The following is a 17,232-nucleotide window of genomic DNA, read 5'->3' as shown; positions in this document are numbered from 1 at the left end:
TCGGTTCAGTACCTCGATCCGGACAACGGCGACGACTCGACGTCTGGCTACTTCCGCCTGCAGCGTTCGTTCTAATCGACGTAATGATGCTCCCGGTCTTCTGACCGGGGGCACTCAATCAGTTTCTGATCCGAGTGACCTCCGATCAGCTACGGGGACGGGTCCGGTCTTCCCTGCCGGACCGTCCTTGCAGCGTTTTGCTCACATCTTCATGGCAGTTTTTTTATCGCCATCCAGGCAGGCCGACCGGCATGTTGCGTATCGCACGTCGGCATGCTGCCAGCCTTCATTGCGGCTTCCTATCCTCTTAAAATCACAAGGGAAATCAAATTGACCGACGGGCATCGGTTTGCTTTGCCGCGACGGGTCGCGGAAAGAAAATCCAATGCCGACAATGTGATTACAGCTTTTGGGGAGAGAGGATACAACCGCTTGCAGCGGGCAGCATTCATCCTACTCTCCGACAGCTTGTTCTTATGGAAGATCTCAACGACTATTATTATTTCGCAGCCGTCGTCTCCAGCGGTGGATTTGCGTCGGCCAGTCGCGATCTGAAGATACCCCGTTCGAAACTCAGCAGGCGAGTCAGCCGCCTTGAGGACGGGCTCGGCGCACGGTTGATAGAGCGTTCGACCCGTCACTTTCGGGTGACAGAGATCGGCCAGGCTTTTTACGAAAGATGCCAGACCATTCTGCAGGAGGCCGATCGTGCCAAATCGATCGTCACTGAGGCCCAGTCCGACCCGCAGGGCGTGGTGCGGATGGCCTGCCCGCTCGGTCTTGTCGACATCTCCGTGGGCGGGATACTGCCTGAATTCGTCGAACGTTATCCAAAGATCAAGTTGCAGATCATTGGCTCCGACCGGCGCCCGATCTCATCAACGAACGGATTGATCTCGAGGTGAGGGCGACCAACGAGCCGGAGACGCAGACAAGCCTGACGATGTGCAAGCTCGACCGGACGCGGCGCGTCCTCGTCGCAAGTCCGTCGCTCGTGGAGCGCAGCGGTGGTTTGAATTGCGTGGACGAACTCGCCGATCAGCCGACGCTGGCGATGACCTCGTGGGTGTCGTTCCATACCAGGGAACTCATCGGCCCGAATGATGACAAACGGGTCATCCGGCAACAGCCGCGGCTGACTTGCCGCAGCATGACCGCCATTCTCGATGCAGCCCGCGCCGGCCTCGGCTTCGGACTGCTGCTCGAAAGTGCCTGTGAGGCGGATCTTCAGGCTGGCAGGCTGGTGCGGGTGCTGCCGGAATGGCAGTCGGAAGAAAGCCAATTTTATATCGTTTTCACGACGGCCAGGGGCATGCCGCCGGCGGTAAGAGTGCTGATCGATTTTTTGGTCGAAAAATCCAGGTATCACTGACGGCCAGGCGAAAGCCTCGGCCCTATAGGTGTGCTTTGCCGAAGATCTGGCCGTCGATTTAATTTGGGGCTTCAGCCGGGTATGGGTAGCTCTCAGACGACCAGGCACCAGGTAGGCGGGAAAAAGCTCGAGGAGCGGCGGCCTGTCATCGTTCAAGTCGGACAGCCCGCACTGAAGCTGGGCGGTTACCGCGGCACGGACAAGCATGCGGTACGGACAATCAGAGGAACGATCTGCCTCGACCAATGTTGAATCCTGGGCGGTGGAGTCCCTGATGATGCGAATGCTGATGATCGTCATTATCGGAGCAATGATTGCTTCAATACTCGGTATCCTGGCGATCAAGCCATTTGATCGCGGTAGCGACGCGCCACCGCCGGTGATTCAACAACCGGAGCCGAATAGTAGTTCAACCTCGGCTGAGGTGCCAAGTTCTCGGTAAAAACAGAAGCAAACCAAGCTCTTTCCAACTGGGCTCGAGCCATAACAACGGAGCTATATGAAGCCTCCTGATGTGCGCGATTGCAGAACTCTCGCGCCAAAGCAATGGAGCGAGAGTCGAGAGTTGAATGAGCAGATGACCGCCGGCTCGTGGACAGCTTTCTGTGGCGCGACGCGGACCGTCAGTGGGCCGTCTGTGAATGTGCACCGCCGCGTTGCGAAATGCCGCTCAGTGCTTTGCCTGTTTCCATCGTCTCGCCCTTCATGGCGAGATCGCCAAGCGAGATGATGCCGACCAGCCGCTTGCTTCGGTTCAGCACGGGCAAGCGCCGCACTTGAAGATCCCCCATGTTGTGGAGGACGTCTTCGATATCTTCGTCATCGAAGCAGTATTTGACATCGGTACTCATTACGTCGCGGACCTTTGCGTCGGGGCCTTTGCCTTCTGCCACGCCACGAATGGCGATGTCGCGGTCGGTGATCATGCCGACCAGCCGGTCATTCTCGCCCACCGGGAGAACGCCGGCATCGAGACGTCCCATCATTGAGGCGACATCTCGCAAAGTGTGCTCGGGATCGGTGATCTGCACGTCTGTGGTCATGCAATTGCTGACTTTCATGATAACCTCCCTGGTGCTGCCCGCGCCTCTCGCACGGGATAAGGAGAATCAACGCGCGCCGTTGGGAAACGTTCCTGCCAAGAACCGGTCGTCTTTATGCGTGCCGGAGTGACGTCGTCGAAATTGACTCGACGCAAACCGTGAAAATTGTGCCGGAGTATATCTCTTCTTTCTCCTCCTCATGACGGCATCCTCGACATCGGCAGTTTAGTGACATCGATTCCGAACCAAGCAGCGCTTCTGGCCGCGGAACCTTCGGAGGGCCAATCGGTTCTTGTCGGTAAAGCTAGAGGAACTGGCGATGTCCAGAAAAATTGCTGCCCCCGCCAAACGGATCGACCCTAAACGGCAGCCTGTCCACCGTTCCGACGACCAGGCGGCCCCCGCGGAGTCTGACGATCGCCAGCATCCGCCACGAGATACAAGAGAGACGCCGGCACAGAACCCAAACGACAAAGGGCACCCGCATAGGCCGTCGGAATAAGGCAGAGACCGAAGACGGTCTCAAGGCGCGCGATCGGTAAGAGCGTCGGCTCCCTCCTGCTCGGCGCAATGCGCACAACAATAAATGATGTCGCCCTGCTCGACGCCATGCCCGATGATCCGGACGCCGCAATGCGGGCAGGCCGGAGCGAGTTTCTGAATAGCGCACTCGAAGCTGTCGAAGGTGTAGGTTTCATTTCCCAGATTTACTTGGATGGCCTTGTCATAATCGTTGCCGCACTGGTCGCATTTGGCCATAACTGAATCCTCCTGCTTATCAACCTCGCGCGCAGCGACAGGTTCCATTTTAGGTTCCGGCTCAACCCTGGTACCCGACCATGTGGCCGACCGATTAATTGCTGCCGGGCGTGATTTTTGAATCTTGGTTGATTCGCTACTTTAGCGCCTTGTTTTTGCGCATGTGATTGTCGCAAAAACCGCTGCATGCTTTTGCGGAACATGCGGCATCGCGCTATTTCAGCCGCGCCACGAGCTTTTCGCCGCTCAGCTCCCTGACCGCGTCCCTGCCGATCCAGCGGGCGGTTTTATCCGGAGTTTCGGCCAGAAGCTTCGCCAGCCGCAGTGCCGGGCCATGGCAGCCGCGATTGCGTTTGCCGATGCTGCGCAGGGCCCAATTGACGGCCTTGCGAACGAAGTTGCGGGAATCGCCGGAATGCGCCTCGATCAGGGGCAGCCAGGCAAGGATAGTCATATCGCTCTCGTTCTTCCGATGGACGGCGGCGCTGGCGATCATGGCGAAGGCGGCGCGGCGAACGAACTCGCGCGCGTCGGCGGCGAATTCCGGTATGAGTTCGTCCAGCCGGGCCTCGACGAAGAGATCGGCGGCGCAGTCGACGATCTCCCAGGAATTGAAATCATTGGCCCAGCCTCTGGCCTCTTCCGCCGTCAGCCGTTTCGGCTCAGCTGTGCAGAGGGCAAGCAGGCGGGCTTCGCGGATATCGCTTTGCCAGAGCTGCATTGCCCTGGTGTGATCCCTCTTCGCCAATCTGGCGACCGCCCTGATATCGGGATTGGAAATGCCGAGAGCGCGACCGGTGACGATGCCGAATCGCGCCATGCCGGCGACATTCTCCTCCGAGCGCAGCGTTTCGAGATGCGCGATCAGTTGTGCCGGATCGGAGGAGGGGCCGATCATTTCTCGAGACGGGCGAGCAGCGAGGAGGTGTCCCATCGATTGCCGCCCATCGCCTGCACATCGCCGTAGAACTGATCGACGATGGCCGTGACCGGCAATTTGGCGCCGTTGCGGCGGGCTTCGGCGAGCACGATGCCCAGATCCTTGCGCATCCAGTCGACTGCAAAACCGAAATCATATTTGCCGGCGTTCATGGTCTTGTGGCGGTTTTCCATCTGCCAGGAGCCTGCCGCACCTTTGGAGATCACCTCGACGACCTTTTCGATATCGAGGCCAGCTCGCTTGCCGAAATGCAGCCCTTCGGCGAGTCCCTGGACGAGGCCGGCGATGCAGATCTGGTTGACCATCTTGGTCAGCTGGCCGGAGCCTGCCGGCCCCATCAGGCCGACCATCCTGGCATAGGCTTCGATGACGGGCCTGGCGCGCTCATAAACGGCTTCGTCGCCGCCGCACATGACGGTCAGGACACCGTTCTCGGCGCCGGCCTGGCCGCCGGAAACCGGAGCGTCGATAAAGTCGACACCTTTTTGCTTTGCCGCTGCATAAAGTTCGCGAGCGACCTCGGCGCTGGCGGTGGTGTTGTCGATCAGCACCGATCCAGGCTTCATGCCGTGCAGAGCGCCGCTATCGTCTGATGTCACCGATCGGAGATCCTCATCGTTGCCGACGCAGACGAAGACAAAATCGGCCCCCTCCGCCGCCCCAGCCGGGGTAGGGGCGGATTTGCCGGAGAATTTCTCAGCCCAGGCGGCGGCTTTCTCGGCGGTGCGATTGTAGACGGTAACATCGTGGCCGCCCTTGATCTTCAGGTGGCCGGCCATGGGAAAGCCCATGACGCCGAGACCGATGAACGCGACTTTAGCCATATGTCCTATCCTTTTCCTGAGTGAGAGGCCCCGAGGATTAACCGAAACGGCGGGAGCAGAAAAGCCATCAGAAGCGACTTCCCGTCGATTGACGTGAGGCTGGCCGTCGTTCGATCCAGCCCTAGATTGCAGGAAGGCACAATACTCCGGGGGACGGCATGAGCGAAAGTCCGACGATCAAGCAGCGGCGCAAGGGCCGCAGTGGCATGCAAGCGATGCTCATTCCGTCGCAGCAGATGGTCGCGGAGCAGATCCGATCAGCACCGCAAGGTGTTCACACCGATCTCGGCGCCCTCCGCCGCCGCCTCGCCGCCCAATACGGGGCGGATGCCTGCTGCCCGGTGACAGTGCAGCGGCATTTGCGAGCCGTCGCCGAACTGTCCTTCGGCGCGTTGGCGGCGGGCGAGCCGGTTTCGGCGGTGACGCCCTACTGGCGTCTGGTCGATCCCGCGAGCCTGCTTGCGGCGCGTCTTGCCGGTGGTCCCGCCTTCATTCGGGAGCGGCTGGAGGCCGAACGTCCGAAGAGTTCTCGAGGCAGTTTATCGGGCTGGTGCGGCGGTGCGCTCGCTGCTGCCGAATATCTGCCTGTCGCAGCGGCGGTGCGATCGATGTGAGATGCTTCTATACATAGCTGTAGAGCTATGCAAACTCTCCGTTTCGATGCGCCGCAAGCCTCTGGTTCTCTTCCTACTTGGTTCTATCGGAATCTCGCAGCGTGCTTGCGGCTTGACTCACGTATGCCTCGACAGCTATACGTAAATTCATAGCCCCAGAGATATGAATTGCCAATGCCAGATGCTCACGACGTGCTTTTTAGGACGCTTGCCGATCCGACGCGGCGGGCTCTGTTCGAGCGGCTGTGCCGCGAAGGGGAGAAGACAGTCGGGGCTCTGACGGAGCGGGCCGGCGTGTCGCAGCCGGTTGTTTCGAAACATCTTGGGATACTGAAGCAGGCCGGATTGGTGCGCGACCGCCACGAGGGACGGCAGACGCATTATAGTGCGCAGCTTGGCGCGCTGGCGCCGCTGGTCGACTGGACGAGCGAGATGGCCGGGTTCTGGCAAAGCCGCTTTAACGCTCTCGAAGATTTGCTGAAAAGGATGGATCAATGACCGACACATCGACAGAAACGCGCTCCGTCGTCATCGAGCGGGAAATGCCCTATCCCTCGGAAAAGATCTGGCGGGCGCTCACTCAGCCGCACCTGCTTCAGGAGTGGCTGATGAAGAGCGACTTTAAGCCCGCCATCGATCATCGTTTCAGTTTCAGCGCGGATTGGGGCTCTGTCGACTGCAGGGTCCTGGAAGTCGAGCCGAACAAGACCCTGTCCTATAGCTGGGAAGCCTATGGGCTGGAAAGCGTGGTCACCTGGACTCTCACCCCAACCGGCACCGGCACGCATTTGCGGATGGAGCAGTCTGGCTTCCGGCCGGATCAGCGGCAGGCTTACGGGGGCGCCAGGAGCGGGTGGACGCAGTTCTTTGCAAATCTGGAGCAGGTTCTGGCGCGGTCGGAGTGAGATCGTCGAAGGGCGGATCGTCCGTCGCCAAGCTCATTTTCCCGGGATAGGAGGTCGCTTTGAACGGGAACACCTGCTTTCGGCTAATTCATCGCTGGCTGTCCGTCGCCTTTACGGCGGCTGTCATCGTCAATATCATCGCCGCGCTGCAGGAGAAATCGACCGTCTGGGTAGGCCTCTTGGCGCTGTTGCCGCTCTGCCTGTTGATGCTGACCGGTCTTTATCTGTTCCTGCTGCCCTATGCCGCGAGGTGGCGCGGGAGATGGGAGTGAATGCGATGGCCGAGAAGAAATCCAAGACGGCGGCCAAGGTGACAGCCGAGACGGCCGCCGAACCGGCCGCGACGCCGAAGCTGCTGTCGGGTGGCAACCCGCAGATCGCCAAAGGTCATGGCGACGCGCCCGTGCAAGCCTATATCGCGGCGATGCCGGGCTGGAAAAGCGAGATCGGTCGTCGCCTCGATGGGATAATCACCGCCACGGTGCCTGGCGTATCCAAGGCAGTCAAATGGAACTCTCCCTTCTATGGCATCGAAGGGCAGGGCTGGTTCCTCGGCGTCCATTGCTTCACGAGATACGTCAAGGTGGCCTTCTTCCGCGGCGCCCTGCTCGATCCTCCGCCGCCGGGCGCGTCCAAGCAGAAAGACGTGCGTTACCTCGACATCCGCGAGGATGACGACATCGATGAAGCCCAGTTGACCGCCTGGGTGGAGCAGGCCAGCCGATTGCCCGGAGAGCGGATGTGACCGCATCGATGTCATCGACATCTGGGCCGATGAAGAGAGACAATCATGAAGAAAGCGACGGCAAGGATGAAGAAGAGCGGTTCCGGGCAGCAGGCCGAAGAAGCCACGCCCTCCCAAATGATCGATGCGAGGATCGAGGAGCTCAAGGATTGGCGCGGCGAGGCGCTTGCGCGGGTCCGGGCGCTGATCAGGGAGGCCGAGCCTGACGTTGTCGAGGAATGGAAGTGGCGAGGGGTTCCGGTCTGGGAGTGCGGAGGCATCATCTGCACCGGCGAGACCTATAAGAGCGTGGTGAAACTGACCTTTGCCAGGGGTGCCGCGCTTGAGGATCCTTCGGGACTCTTCAACTCCAGCCTCGAAGGCAACACCCGGCGCGCCATCGATATCCACGAGAGCGACAAGATCGACGAGGAGGCGTTGAAGGCGCTCGTTCGCGCCGCCGCCGCGTTGAACATGTCAGCCAAGGCCTCTCGTTCTAAAAAGTGATGTAATATCTGAAACTTGCTAATGGATCGGGCTTGTCTCGCGCTCGAGAAAGAGTTCGAGATTGTCGAGGCCGATTTCGGTGCCCTGAAGACGGGCGCCGTTGTCGGCATATCCGTCAAGACGCTTGTTCGGTAAAGACCATCTTTGTGCCGCCGGGTTCGGCTTCGAAGGCGACGGTGGCGAGTGAGACCGAGATGCGGGCTTCGCCGAGCTTCATCTCATAAGCGTAGATGATCCACGCATCGGGCACGATGTCGATGTAACGGGCGTCATAGGCGTGCAGGAGCCCTTCCGTATCGGCGACATAATTTCTCTCCAGTCCACCGGGACGGAAATCCAGGCCGTATTCCAGCGGCACCCAATCGCCGTGGCAGGCGAACCACTGGCGCTTGGAATCCGGCTGCGACCAGGCGCGGAAGACGCGGGCGACGGACGCCTTCAGGTGGCGTTCGATGACGAGGGTGGCGTGTTCTGTGGATCGTGTCGTCATTCGGGGAGGGTCTCCGGCTCATCGGCGAGAAATTGGTCCAGCCTGTCGAAGGCGGTGGTCCAGCGGGTCTTTCGCTGTTCCACCCAGCGCTCGACGGCGGCAAACGCATCCTGCTGCAGGCGGTAGGTCCGCACCCGGCCGGATTTTTCGGAAAATACGAGGCCGCTGTCTTCCAACACCTGCAGGTGTTTCATCACCGTCGGCAGGGCGACGGCGAGCGGCGCCGCGAGCTCGGTGACGGAAGCCGGGCCGCGGCCGAGGCGGTCGATCATGCCCCGGCGGCTGCGGTCGGAAAGCGCGTGGAACATGCGGTCGAGATCCGCCTGGCCGTCGATCATCCCGCTGCATCCCGGAAGCAGGCGGGCAGCCTCTCTTTATAAGGGTAGAACTTGAAATAGGGCCGGGCTTCTTCCAGCGTTCTTGCAAAGGATGGGCGCGTCAGCAGCCGATCGTAATAGGCGCTAAGGTTGGGCTGTTCCGGTGAAAAGGGGATCAGCGTCTCGGCGTAAAAGAGGGCCGGGGCGGCGGCGCAATCGGCCATGGTGAAATCGTCGCCGGATATCCATTGCTTGCCGGCCAGCTGTTTTTCGATCATCGCGTAGGAGGTGCCGAGCGTCGCCCGGGAGGCGGCCATCTCGATCTCATCCGCCTCGCCCTCGGGTCGGCGACGATTGCTGACCAGCGACTGCATCGGTACCTGGACATAGTTGTCGAAGAAGCGGTCCCAGAGGCGGACCTGCAGCGCCCGGTCGATCTCCAGCGGCAGCAGGCGAACGGGGCCGGGATAATATTGCTCGAGATATTCGATGATGATCGAGGTCTCGGGGATGGTGCTGTCGCGGGCCTCGTCGCGCAGCAGCGGCATCTTGCCGATCGGCCAGAAGCGGAAGAGATCGGCACGCGAGTTCTCATCGGATAGATCGACGAGACGGTTTTCGAAGGGCGTGCCGTTTTCGTAAAGCGCAATCAATACTTTGTGGCAGAAGGAGGCGAGCGGATGCCCATAAAGCACAAGCGACACGGGGCGACCTTTCCAATTTGGAAAAACTTTACCGATCGACTAAGTAACAGCTAGCCGCACATCACGCAAGAGATACTTCGCCGAGCATGCAAGTATTCCGTCAGGCGATATGTCTGGCGATTACCAGATGGCCGGGCGTCGGCTGTCCATCTTCCATCCGCACATTGATATCCGATATCTCGACAAGCTCGAAACCGGTGGCCGTCAGCCGCTCTCTCACATAGGCGTCGGCATGGGCGAAGCGCTGATGCGGGCCGACCATGTAAGCGCGTCCGGCGAGAATTTCTTCGGGCAGGGTTTCGGAGGAGAAGATGAAGAGGCCGCCCGCCGTCAGATTCTCGGCGGCTCCGAAGAACAACGGTTCGAGCGCCCCGAGATAGGGCAGCACATCGGTTGCGGTGATGATGTCGAAGGCTTCCTCGTCATTGTCCTCGAGGAAATCCTCGACTTCGGCGACGAAGAGCGTCTCGTAGAGATCCTTCTCATGAGCGATCTCGACCATCTTTTCCGAAATGTCGATGCCGGTCATGTCTTCGCAGAGGTCGCGCAGGGCGCCGCCGGTCAGACCCGTGCCGCAGCCGAGGTCGAGCAACCGCTTGAATGGTCCGAGCTTCAGCTGCTGCAGGCGCTGGCGGACCAGCATCGGCACATGATAGCCGAGCTGCTCGACGAGCACGTCCTCGAAGACCTCGGCATGCTGGTCGAACAAGGTCTCGATATAGGCGTCGGGCGCCTTGGCCGGCGTTTCACCGCGGCCCATCGCGGCGATGCGCACGGCGGCTCCGCCGTGGTCGTCCGGATCGATTGTCAGTACTTCCTCATAGGCCGCCACGGCCGCATCGACATCACCGGCCTTTTCCAGCGCCAGTGCACGGTTATAGGCCTCGGCAAGGGCTTCTTCGTCGATCTTCTTTGCCATAGCGGCACCATCCTTCTGTTTCAGGCACGGCTCTAAGGCGGCTTTCGATCTTTTGCAATGGCGTCGCTGCAGGCGCAGAATGGTCGAGCGCCTGTGAGAGGCAGCCGAAAGGGAGACGAAGAGAGGAAAATCATGGAGACCGAGCAGGACAGAATATTATCGATAAGGGAAAGAGAGGATGCGCGGAGGTCGCTGCTGCCCGGTACGCCCGGCGAGACCACGAATACGCTCGTCCATTATTACCGTGGCGAGCTCGGACGCATGACGAGCTGGCGCGATCGCATCGACCGGACCTCCAACTGGGCGATCACCGTAGTGGCGGCGCTGCTCTCGGTATCGCTATCGACTCCCACCTCGCATCACGGCGTGCTGCTGTTCGGGATGATGCTGATAACGCTGCTTCTGATGATCGAGGCGCGGCGCTACCGCTTTTTCGACATATACCGCGCCCGCATCCGCCAGATCGAGCGCTGCTATTTCGCGCAAATTCTGGCGCCTGACCCCAATAGCGGCAGCGATTGGGCCGCGGTGATCGCCGGGAGCCTGCGCCATCCGCGCTTCCTGCTGAGTTATGGCGAGGCGATGCATCGCCGTCTCAAGCGCAATTACGGCTGGATGTATTTCATCCTGCTGCTAGCCTGGTGCCTGAAGATCTCGACGCCGAAACTGCAAACAGAGGGCACGCCGGCGCTGCAGGCGCATTCATGGGCTTATGTTATCGACAATGCCGTGCTTGGGCCGATCCCCGGCCTTGCGGTCATTGCTGCGGTCGTCGCCTTCTATTTCGGCATGCTCTATTTCGCATTGCGTCCGGATCGTGACGAGGGCGAATTCGGCCATGGCGAGGCGCATGTCTGATCAGTGCAGGATGAACTCACCCTTCAGCGCGCGCCACTCGGTTGCCGAGATCAGCTTGCGATGGACGTAGCGCACCGAATGCAGCGGTCCGTCGAGCTTCTCCTGCCAGAATTTCAGGAAGCCGCGCATCTCGGGAAAATCCGGGGCGAGATCGTAATCCTGCCAGACGTAGGTCTGCAGGATCCTCGGGTGGTCCGGCAGGCAGTAGAGGATTTGGGCGGTGGTCAGGCCGTAACCTTGTAATTGTCTTTCCATGTCCGTGTGCATTTTATTCCGCTTGTTCTCGTTCCCACTCGCGCGCCTATTAGCGCCACGTGATATGGAAACATGCGAGTGGTTAACGGAAACTTTACAGACACTTCCGGAAAGGGCAATTTATTTTTAATATCAATGGCTTGGCAGCACGGCCCCGCGAGTGCTGCCACGTCAGCGCTTGAGATGGCGGGTCAGCCGACGCTCGATCCACGCCCAGAGATGGCGCAGCGCCTCGACGATGGTGAGATAGAAGATCGCCGCCCAGAGATAGGTCTGGTAGTCGAAGGTGCGGGAGAAGGCGTAGCGGGTTTCACCCATCAGATCGAGCACGGTGATGATGGCGACGACCGCCGAGCCCTTGATCAGAAGGATGATTTCGTTGCCATAAGGGCGCAGCGCGACGATGAAGGCCTGGGGCAGGATGACCTTGCGGAAGGCAATGGCCTTGTGAATGCCGAGTGCGGCGGCCGCCTCGCGCTGGCCGTGCGGCACGCTCTCGATTGCGCCGCGCAGGATTTCCGCCTGATAGGCTGCCGTATTGATGGTCATGGCGAAGAGACCGCAATACCAGGCTTCGCGGAAGAACCACCAGATGCCGATGGCTTCCAACTGTGGACGAAAAACGCCGAGGCCGTAATAGACCAGGAAGAGCTGCGCAAGCAGAGGGGTGCCGCGGAAGAAATAGATATAGCCATAGGCGAACCAGTTGAGCACCCGGTTCTTCGACAGCCGCGCCATGGCGAGCGGCAGCGACAGGATGGCGCCGCAGACGACGGAGATGGCGACAAGGCTGAGCGTCACCCAGAGACCGTGCAGATAACGCGGCCCATAGCGGGAGAATTTGTCCGGGTCCCAGCCATTGACGACGGTAAAGATCAGCAGTGCTGCGAAGAGGGCCCAGAAGGCAACGAGGATATAGCCGCTGAGGCGGGCCGCCGTCATCGGCTTTGCCACCTCTCGGGGGGCGGGCTGCGGCGGGATCAAGGCTTCGGCATAGCTCATCGGCGGACCTCGGAACGTTTGGCCCAGCGGTCGATGCGGACGAGCAGGAACGAAGAGAGGATGGCGAGCACCAGATAGAGACAGCAGGCGATGCCGTAGAAGAAGAAGGGTTCCTTGGTCACCCGCACGGCGACGCTCGTCTGGCGCAGGATGTCGGCAAGGCTGATAATCGAGACATAGGACGTGTCCTTCAGCAGCACCATCCAGAGGTTCGTCAGGCCGGGGAGTGCGATTCGTACGAGCTGCGGCAGGATGATGAGCCGCAGCGTGCGGCCGCGATGCAGGCCGAGCGAGTCTCCCGCCTCATACTGGCCCTTGGGTATGGCGCGGAAAGCCGAGAGCAGCACTTCCGAACAGTAGGCGGAGAAGACGACCGACAGCGCGATCACGCCGGCGAGAAAAGCGTTGATCTCGATCGGCGGGCCTACATAGCCGGCAAGCTCGAGGAGGGACTGGATCAGCATCTGCATGCCGTAATAGATGATGAAGAGCGTCAAAAGCTCCGGCAGGCCGCGGAAGATCGTCGTGTAGATGCCGGCGGCCAGCCGCAGCGGCTTTTCCTCCGACTGTTGGCCGAGCGCCACGAGAAAACCGATGACGAGGCCGATCGGCAGGGTGACGATCGCCACCGAAACGGTGACCTGCAAGCCGAGGGCGATTTCGTCGCCCCAGCCAGTATCGCCGCAGGCAAGAATCGTCGACTGACCAAACCAGGTGAAGATGCCGACGGGTCCGCACAGCGGATCGAAAATGTGAACAAGTGAGCTCCAGAAGGAGCCGAGCGCGGAAAATAATCCGCCCATGCGAGTATTCCCCTCACGGCTTTTGCCGTTTTAATCTTGTCACCGTTGTCAAACAAAAATGGCGGAAGAGCAAGCCTTCCGCCATTCGCTTTACCGGCCAGATACCGAATTTCTCATTCGCCGTAAACGTCGAAGTCGAAGTACTTGTCCTGGATCTTCTTGTACTCGCCGCTGGCGCGGATCGCAGCGATCGCCGTATTGAGCTTTTCCTTGAGGGGATCGCCCTTGCGGATGGCGATGCCGGCGCCTTCGCCGTTGATTTCCTTATCGACCGGCAGGGTGGTCAGGATCTTGCAGCAGGCACCGGCGTCGGACTTAACCCACTCGGAGAGAACAACGACGTCGTCGATGACGGCATCGACACGGCCGCTGGAAACGTCGAGCTTGTATTCGTCAGCGGTCGGATAGAGTTTCAGCTCGGTGTCGGCCAGATGCTTCTCGGCGTAGTTGGCGTGCGTCGTTGAGGTCTGCGCGCCGATCACTTTACCCTTGAGCCCAGCAACGTCGGTGATCTTGGAGTCCTTCGGCACGGCGATCGCCGGCGGGGTGTTGTAGTACTTGTTGGAAAAGTCGACGAGCTTCAGGCGTTCCGGCGTAATCGACATGGAAGAGACGATCATGTCAAATTTCTTGGCGTTGAGCGCCGGAATGATGCCATCCCAATCGGTGCTTACGAAGCTGCATTCGGCCTTCATCTCGGCACAGAGCGCTTTGGCGATATCGATGTCGAAGCCCTGAATCGTGCCGCTGGCATCGACGAATTCGAAGGGCGGATAGGTCGAATCGGTGCCGATCACGTATTTTTCGCCATCGGCCATGGCCGAGCCGGCAAAGAGTGACATTGCCGCGATCGAGGCTGCCGCGAAGATGCGGGTGGAGTTAAACATGAGGATCCTCTCTGTTGGTGGCCGCTGTCTGTTTTTCTCTCGGACTCGCGGCCGCTATTCAACGGTGTCGACACCGCCTTACGGCGATAATCAGACTTTTTTTCATGGAATTGCAACACAAATTCCCGCGCAATTGTGCGGTGCAAATAACAGGCGAGATGAACGAAAGCAGACTGCAACATTCACGGGAGGTTAATCCCGCGCTTCCTAGAACCGGAACAAATCGGCGGCTTGGCGCTTTGCCAATTCGCCGTTTCGCCTCATTGCGAAGCTAGGGGCGAATCAAGGCCTGTAGGCCTTCAGGAAGCTCAAACAGGATCGAGGAAACCCGATGGGCAAGAAATCTAGATTGTTTGCGAGTGCAGCTTTCCCGCTGCTTTCCCTATCGCTGGCTCTCCAGCCTGCCACGACGATGGCTGCTGCCCGCGACGGCACGACGCCGACCGCGGCCGTGCAGCAGGCGGAACAGGGCAGTTTCGAAGTGGCGCAGGACGCGCCTTCCGAGGAAGAGCTCTTGAAGAAGAAGCGCAAGCAGAAGGAGGAAGCCCCGGCCGAGCAGGCGCCGGCCGCGGAACAGCCGAAGGAGGCGCCCGCCGAAAAACCGAAGCCCGAGCGCAAGGAAGCGCCGGAACCCAAGGCAGAGCCGGAGCCGCCGAAGGCCGAAGCCGCGCCGAAGGAAGAGCCGGCCCCGCAGGCCGAGCGCAAAACCAAGAAGGAAGCCCAGCCGGACGCCAAGCCGGACGCCGAGCCCCAGCAGGAGCAGCAGCCGGTAACGCAGGAAAAGCCGAGGAAGCCGAAGAAACAGGCCGAGCCGGATGTCCAGCCGGAGCCCGAACAGCAACCGGCCGCCACGGAAGCGCAGCCGGAGACGGAACAGGCGCAGCCCGAGGCGAAGCCCGAAGGCGGCAAGCGGGAAAAAGACCGGGATAAGGCTAAGGCGAAGAGCGAAACTGCCGCTCCCGAAGCGGTGGCGCCCGCCGAGGAACAGACCACGCCCGAAGCCAAGCCGGAGGTAAAACCCACGGCCGAAACGCCTGCTGAGAAGAAACCGAAGAAGGGTGAGGCTGCCGCACCCGCGGAGAAGGAAACCGAAGACAAGGCGGCAGCTCCGGAAGCTGCGCCCGCCGAAAAACCCACCGAAGGCACGGCCGTAAAGCCTGCCGCTGAGCAGCCTGCCGGCGAAAAGCCGGCTGCGCCCAGCACCGACACGGCCCAGCCAGCGCCGGATGCCAGCGGCGGTCAGCAGGTCGAGCAGGCAATTCCGGCACCGGAAAAGGTTTCTCCCGAGGAACTGGAACGCCGCAAGAAGGTTGCCGCGGATCCGGCCAAGAGCAACGAGACCGTCGTGCTGCCGGTCGAGAATGGCGCCGCCGTGCTCGACAGCGACAAGGATGCCGACCGCAGCAAGGGCCGTGAAGGCCGCCGCGATCGCGACAAGGTGCGCGCCGAGAGCCAGGAGGTGAAGGTGCCGACCTCGGATGCCGATGCGCAGGCGGCCACCGCCGATAAGGCGCCGGCGACGATCAAGCTCGAGGCGGTGACCAGTGAGAAGGGCACCAGACTAGAGGAGCGGCCGCGATTCGTCCGTCCCGAGGGCGCCCGCGTTGACGACCAAACCGACGACAATCGCGTGATCATTCAATACAACAATCAGGTAATCGTGCGCAGCGACGACGACAGACGGTTCCTGCGCGACGGCGAACGGCCGATTTATGAAGAGCTGCCCGACAGTCGCTATCGCGAGACGATCACACGGCCGGAGGGCTATCGCATCGTGACGATCCGCAACCGTTACGGCGATATTATCCAGCGGTCGCGCATCGATGCCCGCGGGCGCGAATCCGTCCTCTATTACTCGCCCGATCTCTACGAAGATCCGGACCGCGGCTATTTCGAAGATCCGGGCGCCGATCTGCCTCCAATGCGGTTGCGGGTGCCGCTCAGCGATTACATTATCGATACGCGCAGCGACCCGGACCGGGACTACTATGAGTTCCTGAGCGAGCCGCCCGTGGAGCCGGTGGAGCGGGTTTATTCGCTCGACGAGGTGAAGTATTCGGCGCGTATCCGCGACAAGGTGCGCCGCATCGACCTCGACACGATCACCTTCGCGACCGGCAGCGCCGATATCCCGATGACCCAGGCGCGCACCCTGCGCAAGGTTGCCGACGCGATCAGCCAGGTGCTGAAGAAGGATCCGAGCGAGACCTTCCTGATCGAGGGGCACACGGATGCCGTCGGCAGCGATCAGAGCAATCTGGTTCTTTCCGACCAGCGCGCGGAATCGGTCGCTAACGTGCTCACCGACGTCTACGGCATCCCGCCGGAAAACATGGCGACGCAAGGTTACGGCGAGCGTTACCTGAAGGTGAACACATCAGGTCCCGAACAGGAAAACCGCCGCGTCACCATCCGCCGCGTTACCCCGCTAGTGCGCCCGGTCGCCGCCAACCAGTGAATACTGTTGCCCCTCTCCAGTCGTGGAGAGGGGCAACAGGCTTGCTCCCTCTTCTCCCCGCGGGGGAGAAGAGACTTGAAGTCCTACTCGCCGACTCTCTTCGCCGCCTTTTCGATGACGTCGGCGACTTTTTCCGGTTGGGATGCGAAAACGGCATGGCTGGCCTTGATTTCGGTCACGTCACTGCCGGCTCGTTTTGCCATGTCGCGCTCGAGATCCGGGTTGATGGCGCGATCCTGAGTGGCCACGATCGACCAGCTCGGCTTCGTCCGCCATGCCGGCTCTGCGATCTTGGCCGCGAAGGCCTGTTTCGCGGCGAAGACTTGTGACTTTGCCAGGAAGTCGGCCTCGGCTTTTGGAAGGTCGGCGGCAAAATCCGCCGCGAAGGCGCCGGGGTCGAGATATAGATATTTGCCGTCCTTCGTTTCCTTGATATCCATGCTGCCGGCCGGCTTTGAGCTGGCGAGGCTCAGCAGGCTTTCGCCCTCGTCGGGCTGGAAGGCTGCGACATAGACGAGGCCCGCGACATGAGGATCGTTGCCGGCTTCGGTGATCACCATGCCGCCGTAGCTGTGGCCGACGAGGAGCGTCGGTCCTTCCTGAAGGTCGAGAACCCGTTTTGTCGCGGCCACGTCGTCGTCGAGCGAGGTGAGGGGTTCCTGGACGATGGTGACGTTGAAGCCGCGCTTTTCGAGGATCTCGGTTGCCTTGCGCCAACCCGAGCCGTCGGCCAGCGCGCCGTGGACGATCACGATGTTCTTCACCGAGGCAGCCTCGGCTGCGAACGCTATTCCGGCGGTGGCAAAGGCAAAGGCTGCGATGAAAGTCAGATGCTTGTTCATGAGGTTACT

The 17,232-nt window shown here is 60.7% G+C and carries 21 protein-coding genes and 2 pseudogenes; 10 read left to right on the top strand and 13 right to left on the bottom strand.

Annotated elements, in window-relative coordinates; translation table 11 throughout:
- Positions 1–476: 476 nt before the first annotated feature.
- Together PYR71_RS26595 and PYR71_RS26590 are read left to right on the top strand one after the other, a co-directional pair.
- A pseudogene (locus PYR71_RS26595) lies at positions 477–1,372 on the top strand (LysR substrate-binding domain-containing protein).
- 274 nt (positions 1,373–1,646) lie between these two features.
- Entirely contained in the window at positions 1,647–1,814 is a 168-nt protein-coding gene (locus PYR71_RS26590) for a hypothetical protein (RefSeq protein WP_275621519.1), read from the top strand.
- 181 nt (positions 1,815–1,995) lie between these two features.
- On the opposite strand, the gene PYR71_RS26585 is transcribed toward PYR71_RS26590, so the two are convergent.
- The 4 genes from PYR71_RS26585 to PYR71_RS26570 all read right to left on the bottom strand — a co-directional run bounded on the left by PYR71_RS26585 (position 1,996) and on the right by PYR71_RS26570 (position 4,938).
- Positions 1,996–2,433, bottom strand: coding sequence for a CBS domain-containing protein (locus PYR71_RS26585; protein WP_183913342.1), 438 nt, complete (start codon positions 2,431–2,433; stop codon positions 1,996–1,998).
- A 504-nt stretch (positions 2,434–2,937) separates the two neighbouring features.
- Positions 2,938–3,222: a hypothetical protein gene (locus tag PYR71_RS26580; RefSeq protein WP_275621510.1), complete on the bottom strand. Its 285-nt coding sequence runs from the start codon at positions 3,220–3,222 to the stop codon at positions 2,938–2,940.
- 166 nt (positions 3,223–3,388) lie between these two features.
- The gene (locus PYR71_RS26575; RefSeq protein ID WP_275621518.1) at positions 3,389–4,072 is read right to left on the bottom strand and encodes a DNA alkylation repair protein; all 684 of its coding nucleotides are present in this window, start codon (positions 4,070–4,072) and stop codon (positions 3,389–3,391) included.
- Complete coding sequence (locus PYR71_RS26570; protein ID WP_275621509.1) at positions 4,069–4,938, bottom strand: NAD(P)-dependent oxidoreductase; 870 nt, start codon at positions 4,936–4,938, stop codon at positions 4,069–4,071. The genes PYR71_RS26575 and PYR71_RS26570 overlap by 4 nt, the downstream gene beginning before the upstream one ends.
- Before the next feature lie 158 nt (positions 4,939–5,096).
- Here PYR71_RS26570 and PYR71_RS26565 point away from each other — a divergent pair, with 158 nt between their 5' ends.
- The 6 genes from PYR71_RS26565 to PYR71_RS26540 all read left to right on the top strand — a co-directional run bounded on the left by PYR71_RS26565 (position 5,097) and on the right by PYR71_RS26540 (position 7,688).
- A complete protein-coding gene (locus tag PYR71_RS26565) occupies positions 5,097–5,552 on the top strand; it encodes a hypothetical protein (RefSeq protein WP_275621508.1) in 456 nt (151 codons plus the stop codon).
- A 174-nt stretch (positions 5,553–5,726) separates the two neighbouring features.
- On the top strand, positions 5,727–6,050 hold the full coding sequence (locus PYR71_RS26560) for an ArsR/SmtB family transcription factor (RefSeq protein ID WP_010034312.1): 324 nt from the start codon (positions 5,727–5,729) through the stop codon (positions 6,048–6,050).
- Entirely contained in the window at positions 6,047–6,457 is a 411-nt protein-coding gene (locus PYR71_RS26555; RefSeq protein WP_183913351.1) for an SRPBCC family protein, read from the top strand. The genes PYR71_RS26560 and PYR71_RS26555 overlap by 4 nt, the downstream gene beginning before the upstream one ends.
- 59 nt (positions 6,458–6,516) lie before the next feature.
- Complete coding sequence (locus tag PYR71_RS26550; RefSeq protein ID WP_275621507.1) at positions 6,517–6,729, top strand: hypothetical protein; 213 nt, start codon at positions 6,517–6,519, stop codon at positions 6,727–6,729.
- Between the two features lie 5 nt (positions 6,730–6,734).
- Entirely contained in the window at positions 6,735–7,202 is a 468-nt protein-coding gene (locus PYR71_RS26545; RefSeq protein ID WP_275621506.1) for a DUF1801 domain-containing protein, read from the top strand.
- A gap of 45 nt (positions 7,203–7,247) precedes the next feature.
- Positions 7,248–7,688: a DUF1801 domain-containing protein gene (locus PYR71_RS26540; RefSeq protein ID WP_275621505.1), complete on the top strand. Its 441-nt coding sequence runs from the start codon at positions 7,248–7,250 to the stop codon at positions 7,686–7,688.
- Between the two features lie 18 nt (positions 7,689–7,706).
- Here PYR71_RS26540 and PYR71_RS26535 read toward each other — a convergent pair.
- From PYR71_RS26535 to PYR71_RS26520, 4 genes and pseudogenes are all read right to left on the bottom strand, one after another.
- Positions 7,707–8,178 (bottom strand): annotated as a pseudogene (locus PYR71_RS26535) (SRPBCC family protein).
- Positions 8,175–8,516 carry an ArsR/SmtB family transcription factor gene (locus tag PYR71_RS26530; protein WP_275621504.1) on the bottom strand — a complete coding sequence of 114 codons (342 nt, stop codon included), beginning with the start codon at positions 8,514–8,516 and terminating at the stop codon, positions 8,175–8,177. The pseudogene PYR71_RS26535 and the gene PYR71_RS26530 overlap by 4 nt, the downstream one beginning before the upstream one ends.
- Positions 8,513–9,199, bottom strand: coding sequence for a glutathione S-transferase family protein (locus PYR71_RS26525; RefSeq protein WP_275621503.1), 687 nt, complete (start codon positions 9,197–9,199; stop codon positions 8,513–8,515). The genes PYR71_RS26530 and PYR71_RS26525 overlap by 4 nt, the downstream gene beginning before the upstream one ends.
- Positions 9,200–9,299: 100 nt before the next feature.
- Positions 9,300–10,118 (bottom strand): class I SAM-dependent DNA methyltransferase, encoded by an 819-nt coding sequence (locus PYR71_RS26520; RefSeq protein ID WP_275621502.1) that lies wholly within the window; start codon positions 10,116–10,118, stop codon positions 9,300–9,302.
- Between the two features lie 132 nt (positions 10,119–10,250).
- Between PYR71_RS26520 and PYR71_RS26515 the strand changes: the two genes are divergently transcribed.
- On the top strand, positions 10,251–10,976 hold the full coding sequence (locus PYR71_RS26515; RefSeq protein WP_183913367.1) for a DUF2270 domain-containing protein: 726 nt from the start codon (positions 10,251–10,253) through the stop codon (positions 10,974–10,976).
- Here the strand turns inward: PYR71_RS26515 and PYR71_RS26510 are convergent, their stop codons facing one another.
- The 4 genes from PYR71_RS26510 to PYR71_RS26495 form a co-directional block, all read right to left on the bottom strand.
- The gene (locus tag PYR71_RS26510) at positions 10,977–11,243 is read right to left on the bottom strand and encodes an usg protein (protein ID WP_275621501.1); all 267 of its coding nucleotides are present in this window, start codon (positions 11,241–11,243) and stop codon (positions 10,977–10,979) included. It lies immediately after the preceding gene.
- 159 nt (positions 11,244–11,402) lie between these two features.
- Positions 11,403–12,233, bottom strand: coding sequence for an ABC transporter permease (locus tag PYR71_RS26505; RefSeq protein WP_275621500.1), 831 nt, complete (start codon positions 12,231–12,233; stop codon positions 11,403–11,405).
- A complete protein-coding gene (locus tag PYR71_RS26500; RefSeq protein ID WP_038689396.1) occupies positions 12,230–13,036 on the bottom strand; it encodes an ABC transporter permease in 807 nt (268 codons plus the stop codon). The genes PYR71_RS26505 and PYR71_RS26500 overlap by 4 nt, the downstream gene beginning before the upstream one ends.
- 113 nt (positions 13,037–13,149) lie before the next feature.
- Positions 13,150–13,923, bottom strand: coding sequence for a transporter substrate-binding domain-containing protein (locus PYR71_RS26495; protein ID WP_183913372.1), 774 nt, complete (start codon positions 13,921–13,923; stop codon positions 13,150–13,152).
- A gap of 331 nt (positions 13,924–14,254) precedes the next feature.
- On the opposite strand from PYR71_RS26495, the gene PYR71_RS26490 reads away from it, so the two are divergent.
- Complete coding sequence (locus PYR71_RS26490) at positions 14,255–16,381, top strand: OmpA family protein (RefSeq protein WP_275621499.1); 2,127 nt, start codon at positions 14,255–14,257, stop codon at positions 16,379–16,381.
- Between the two features lie 83 nt (positions 16,382–16,464).
- Here PYR71_RS26490 and PYR71_RS26485 read toward each other — a convergent pair whose 3' ends face one another.
- On the bottom strand, positions 16,465–17,223 hold the full coding sequence (locus tag PYR71_RS26485; protein WP_275621498.1) for an alpha/beta fold hydrolase: 759 nt from the start codon (positions 17,221–17,223) through the stop codon (positions 16,465–16,467).
- Positions 17,224–17,232 lie beyond the last annotated feature (9 nt).

Source organism: Rhizobium mulingense (assembly GCF_029194105.1).
GTDB classification, from domain to species: domain Bacteria; phylum Pseudomonadota; class Alphaproteobacteria; order Rhizobiales; family Rhizobiaceae; genus Rhizobium; species Rhizobium mulingense.
This window is presented reverse-complemented; position numbering and strand designations above follow the sequence as displayed.

What these genes read in the sequence shown, in the direction of transcription:
- PYR71_RS26500 (WP_038689396.1), bottom strand. Translation starts at nt 13,036, where the DNA reads ATGGGCGGATTATTTTCCGCGCTCGGCTCCTTCTGGAGCTCACTTGTT.
- PYR71_RS26545 (WP_275621506.1), top strand. Translation starts at nt 6,735, where the DNA reads ATGGCCGAGAAGAAATCCAAGACGGCGGCCAAGGTGACAGCCGAGACG.
- PYR71_RS26515 (WP_183913367.1), top strand. Translation starts at nt 10,251, where the DNA reads ATGGAGACCGAGCAGGACAGAATATTATCGATAAGGGAAAGAGAGGAT.
- PYR71_RS26560 (WP_010034312.1), top strand. Translation starts at nt 5,727, where the DNA reads ATGCCAGATGCTCACGACGTGCTTTTTAGGACGCTTGCCGATCCGACG.
- PYR71_RS26590 (WP_275621519.1), top strand. Translation starts at nt 1,647, where the DNA reads ATGATGCGAATGCTGATGATCGTCATTATCGGAGCAATGATTGCTTCA.
- PYR71_RS26585 (WP_183913342.1), bottom strand. Translation starts at nt 2,433, where the DNA reads ATGAAAGTCAGCAATTGCATGACCACAGACGTGCAGATCACCGATCCC.
- PYR71_RS26565 (WP_275621508.1), top strand. Translation starts at nt 5,097, where the DNA reads ATGAGCGAAAGTCCGACGATCAAGCAGCGGCGCAAGGGCCGCAGTGGC.
- PYR71_RS26580 (WP_275621510.1), bottom strand. Translation starts at nt 3,222, where the DNA reads ATGGAACCTGTCGCTGCGCGCGAGGTTGATAAGCAGGAGGATTCAGTT.
- PYR71_RS26485 (WP_275621498.1), bottom strand. Translation starts at nt 17,223, where the DNA reads ATGAACAAGCATCTGACTTTCATCGCAGCCTTTGCCTTTGCCACCGCC.
- PYR71_RS26555 (WP_183913351.1), top strand. Translation starts at nt 6,047, where the DNA reads ATGACCGACACATCGACAGAAACGCGCTCCGTCGTCATCGAGCGGGAA.
- PYR71_RS26490 (WP_275621499.1), top strand. Translation starts at nt 14,255, where the DNA reads ATGGGCAAGAAATCTAGATTGTTTGCGAGTGCAGCTTTCCCGCTGCTT.
- PYR71_RS26495 (WP_183913372.1), bottom strand. Translation starts at nt 13,923, where the DNA reads ATGTTTAACTCCACCCGCATCTTCGCGGCAGCCTCGATCGCGGCAATG.
- PYR71_RS26520 (WP_275621502.1), bottom strand. Translation starts at nt 10,118, where the DNA reads ATGGCAAAGAAGATCGACGAAGAAGCCCTTGCCGAGGCCTATAACCGT.
- PYR71_RS26570 (WP_275621509.1), bottom strand. Translation starts at nt 4,938, where the DNA reads ATGGCTAAAGTCGCGTTCATCGGTCTCGGCGTCATGGGCTTTCCCATG.
- PYR71_RS26575 (WP_275621518.1), bottom strand. Translation starts at nt 4,072, where the DNA reads ATGATCGGCCCCTCCTCCGATCCGGCACAACTGATCGCGCATCTCGAA.
- PYR71_RS26530 (WP_275621504.1), bottom strand. Translation starts at nt 8,516, where the DNA reads ATGATCGACGGCCAGGCGGATCTCGACCGCATGTTCCACGCGCTTTCC.
- PYR71_RS26510 (WP_275621501.1), bottom strand. Translation starts at nt 11,243, where the DNA reads ATGCACACGGACATGGAAAGACAATTACAAGGTTACGGCCTGACCACC.
- PYR71_RS26540 (WP_275621505.1), top strand. Translation starts at nt 7,248, where the DNA reads ATGAAGAAAGCGACGGCAAGGATGAAGAAGAGCGGTTCCGGGCAGCAG.
- PYR71_RS26505 (WP_275621500.1), bottom strand. Translation starts at nt 12,233, where the DNA reads ATGAGCTATGCCGAAGCCTTGATCCCGCCGCAGCCCGCCCCCCGAGAG.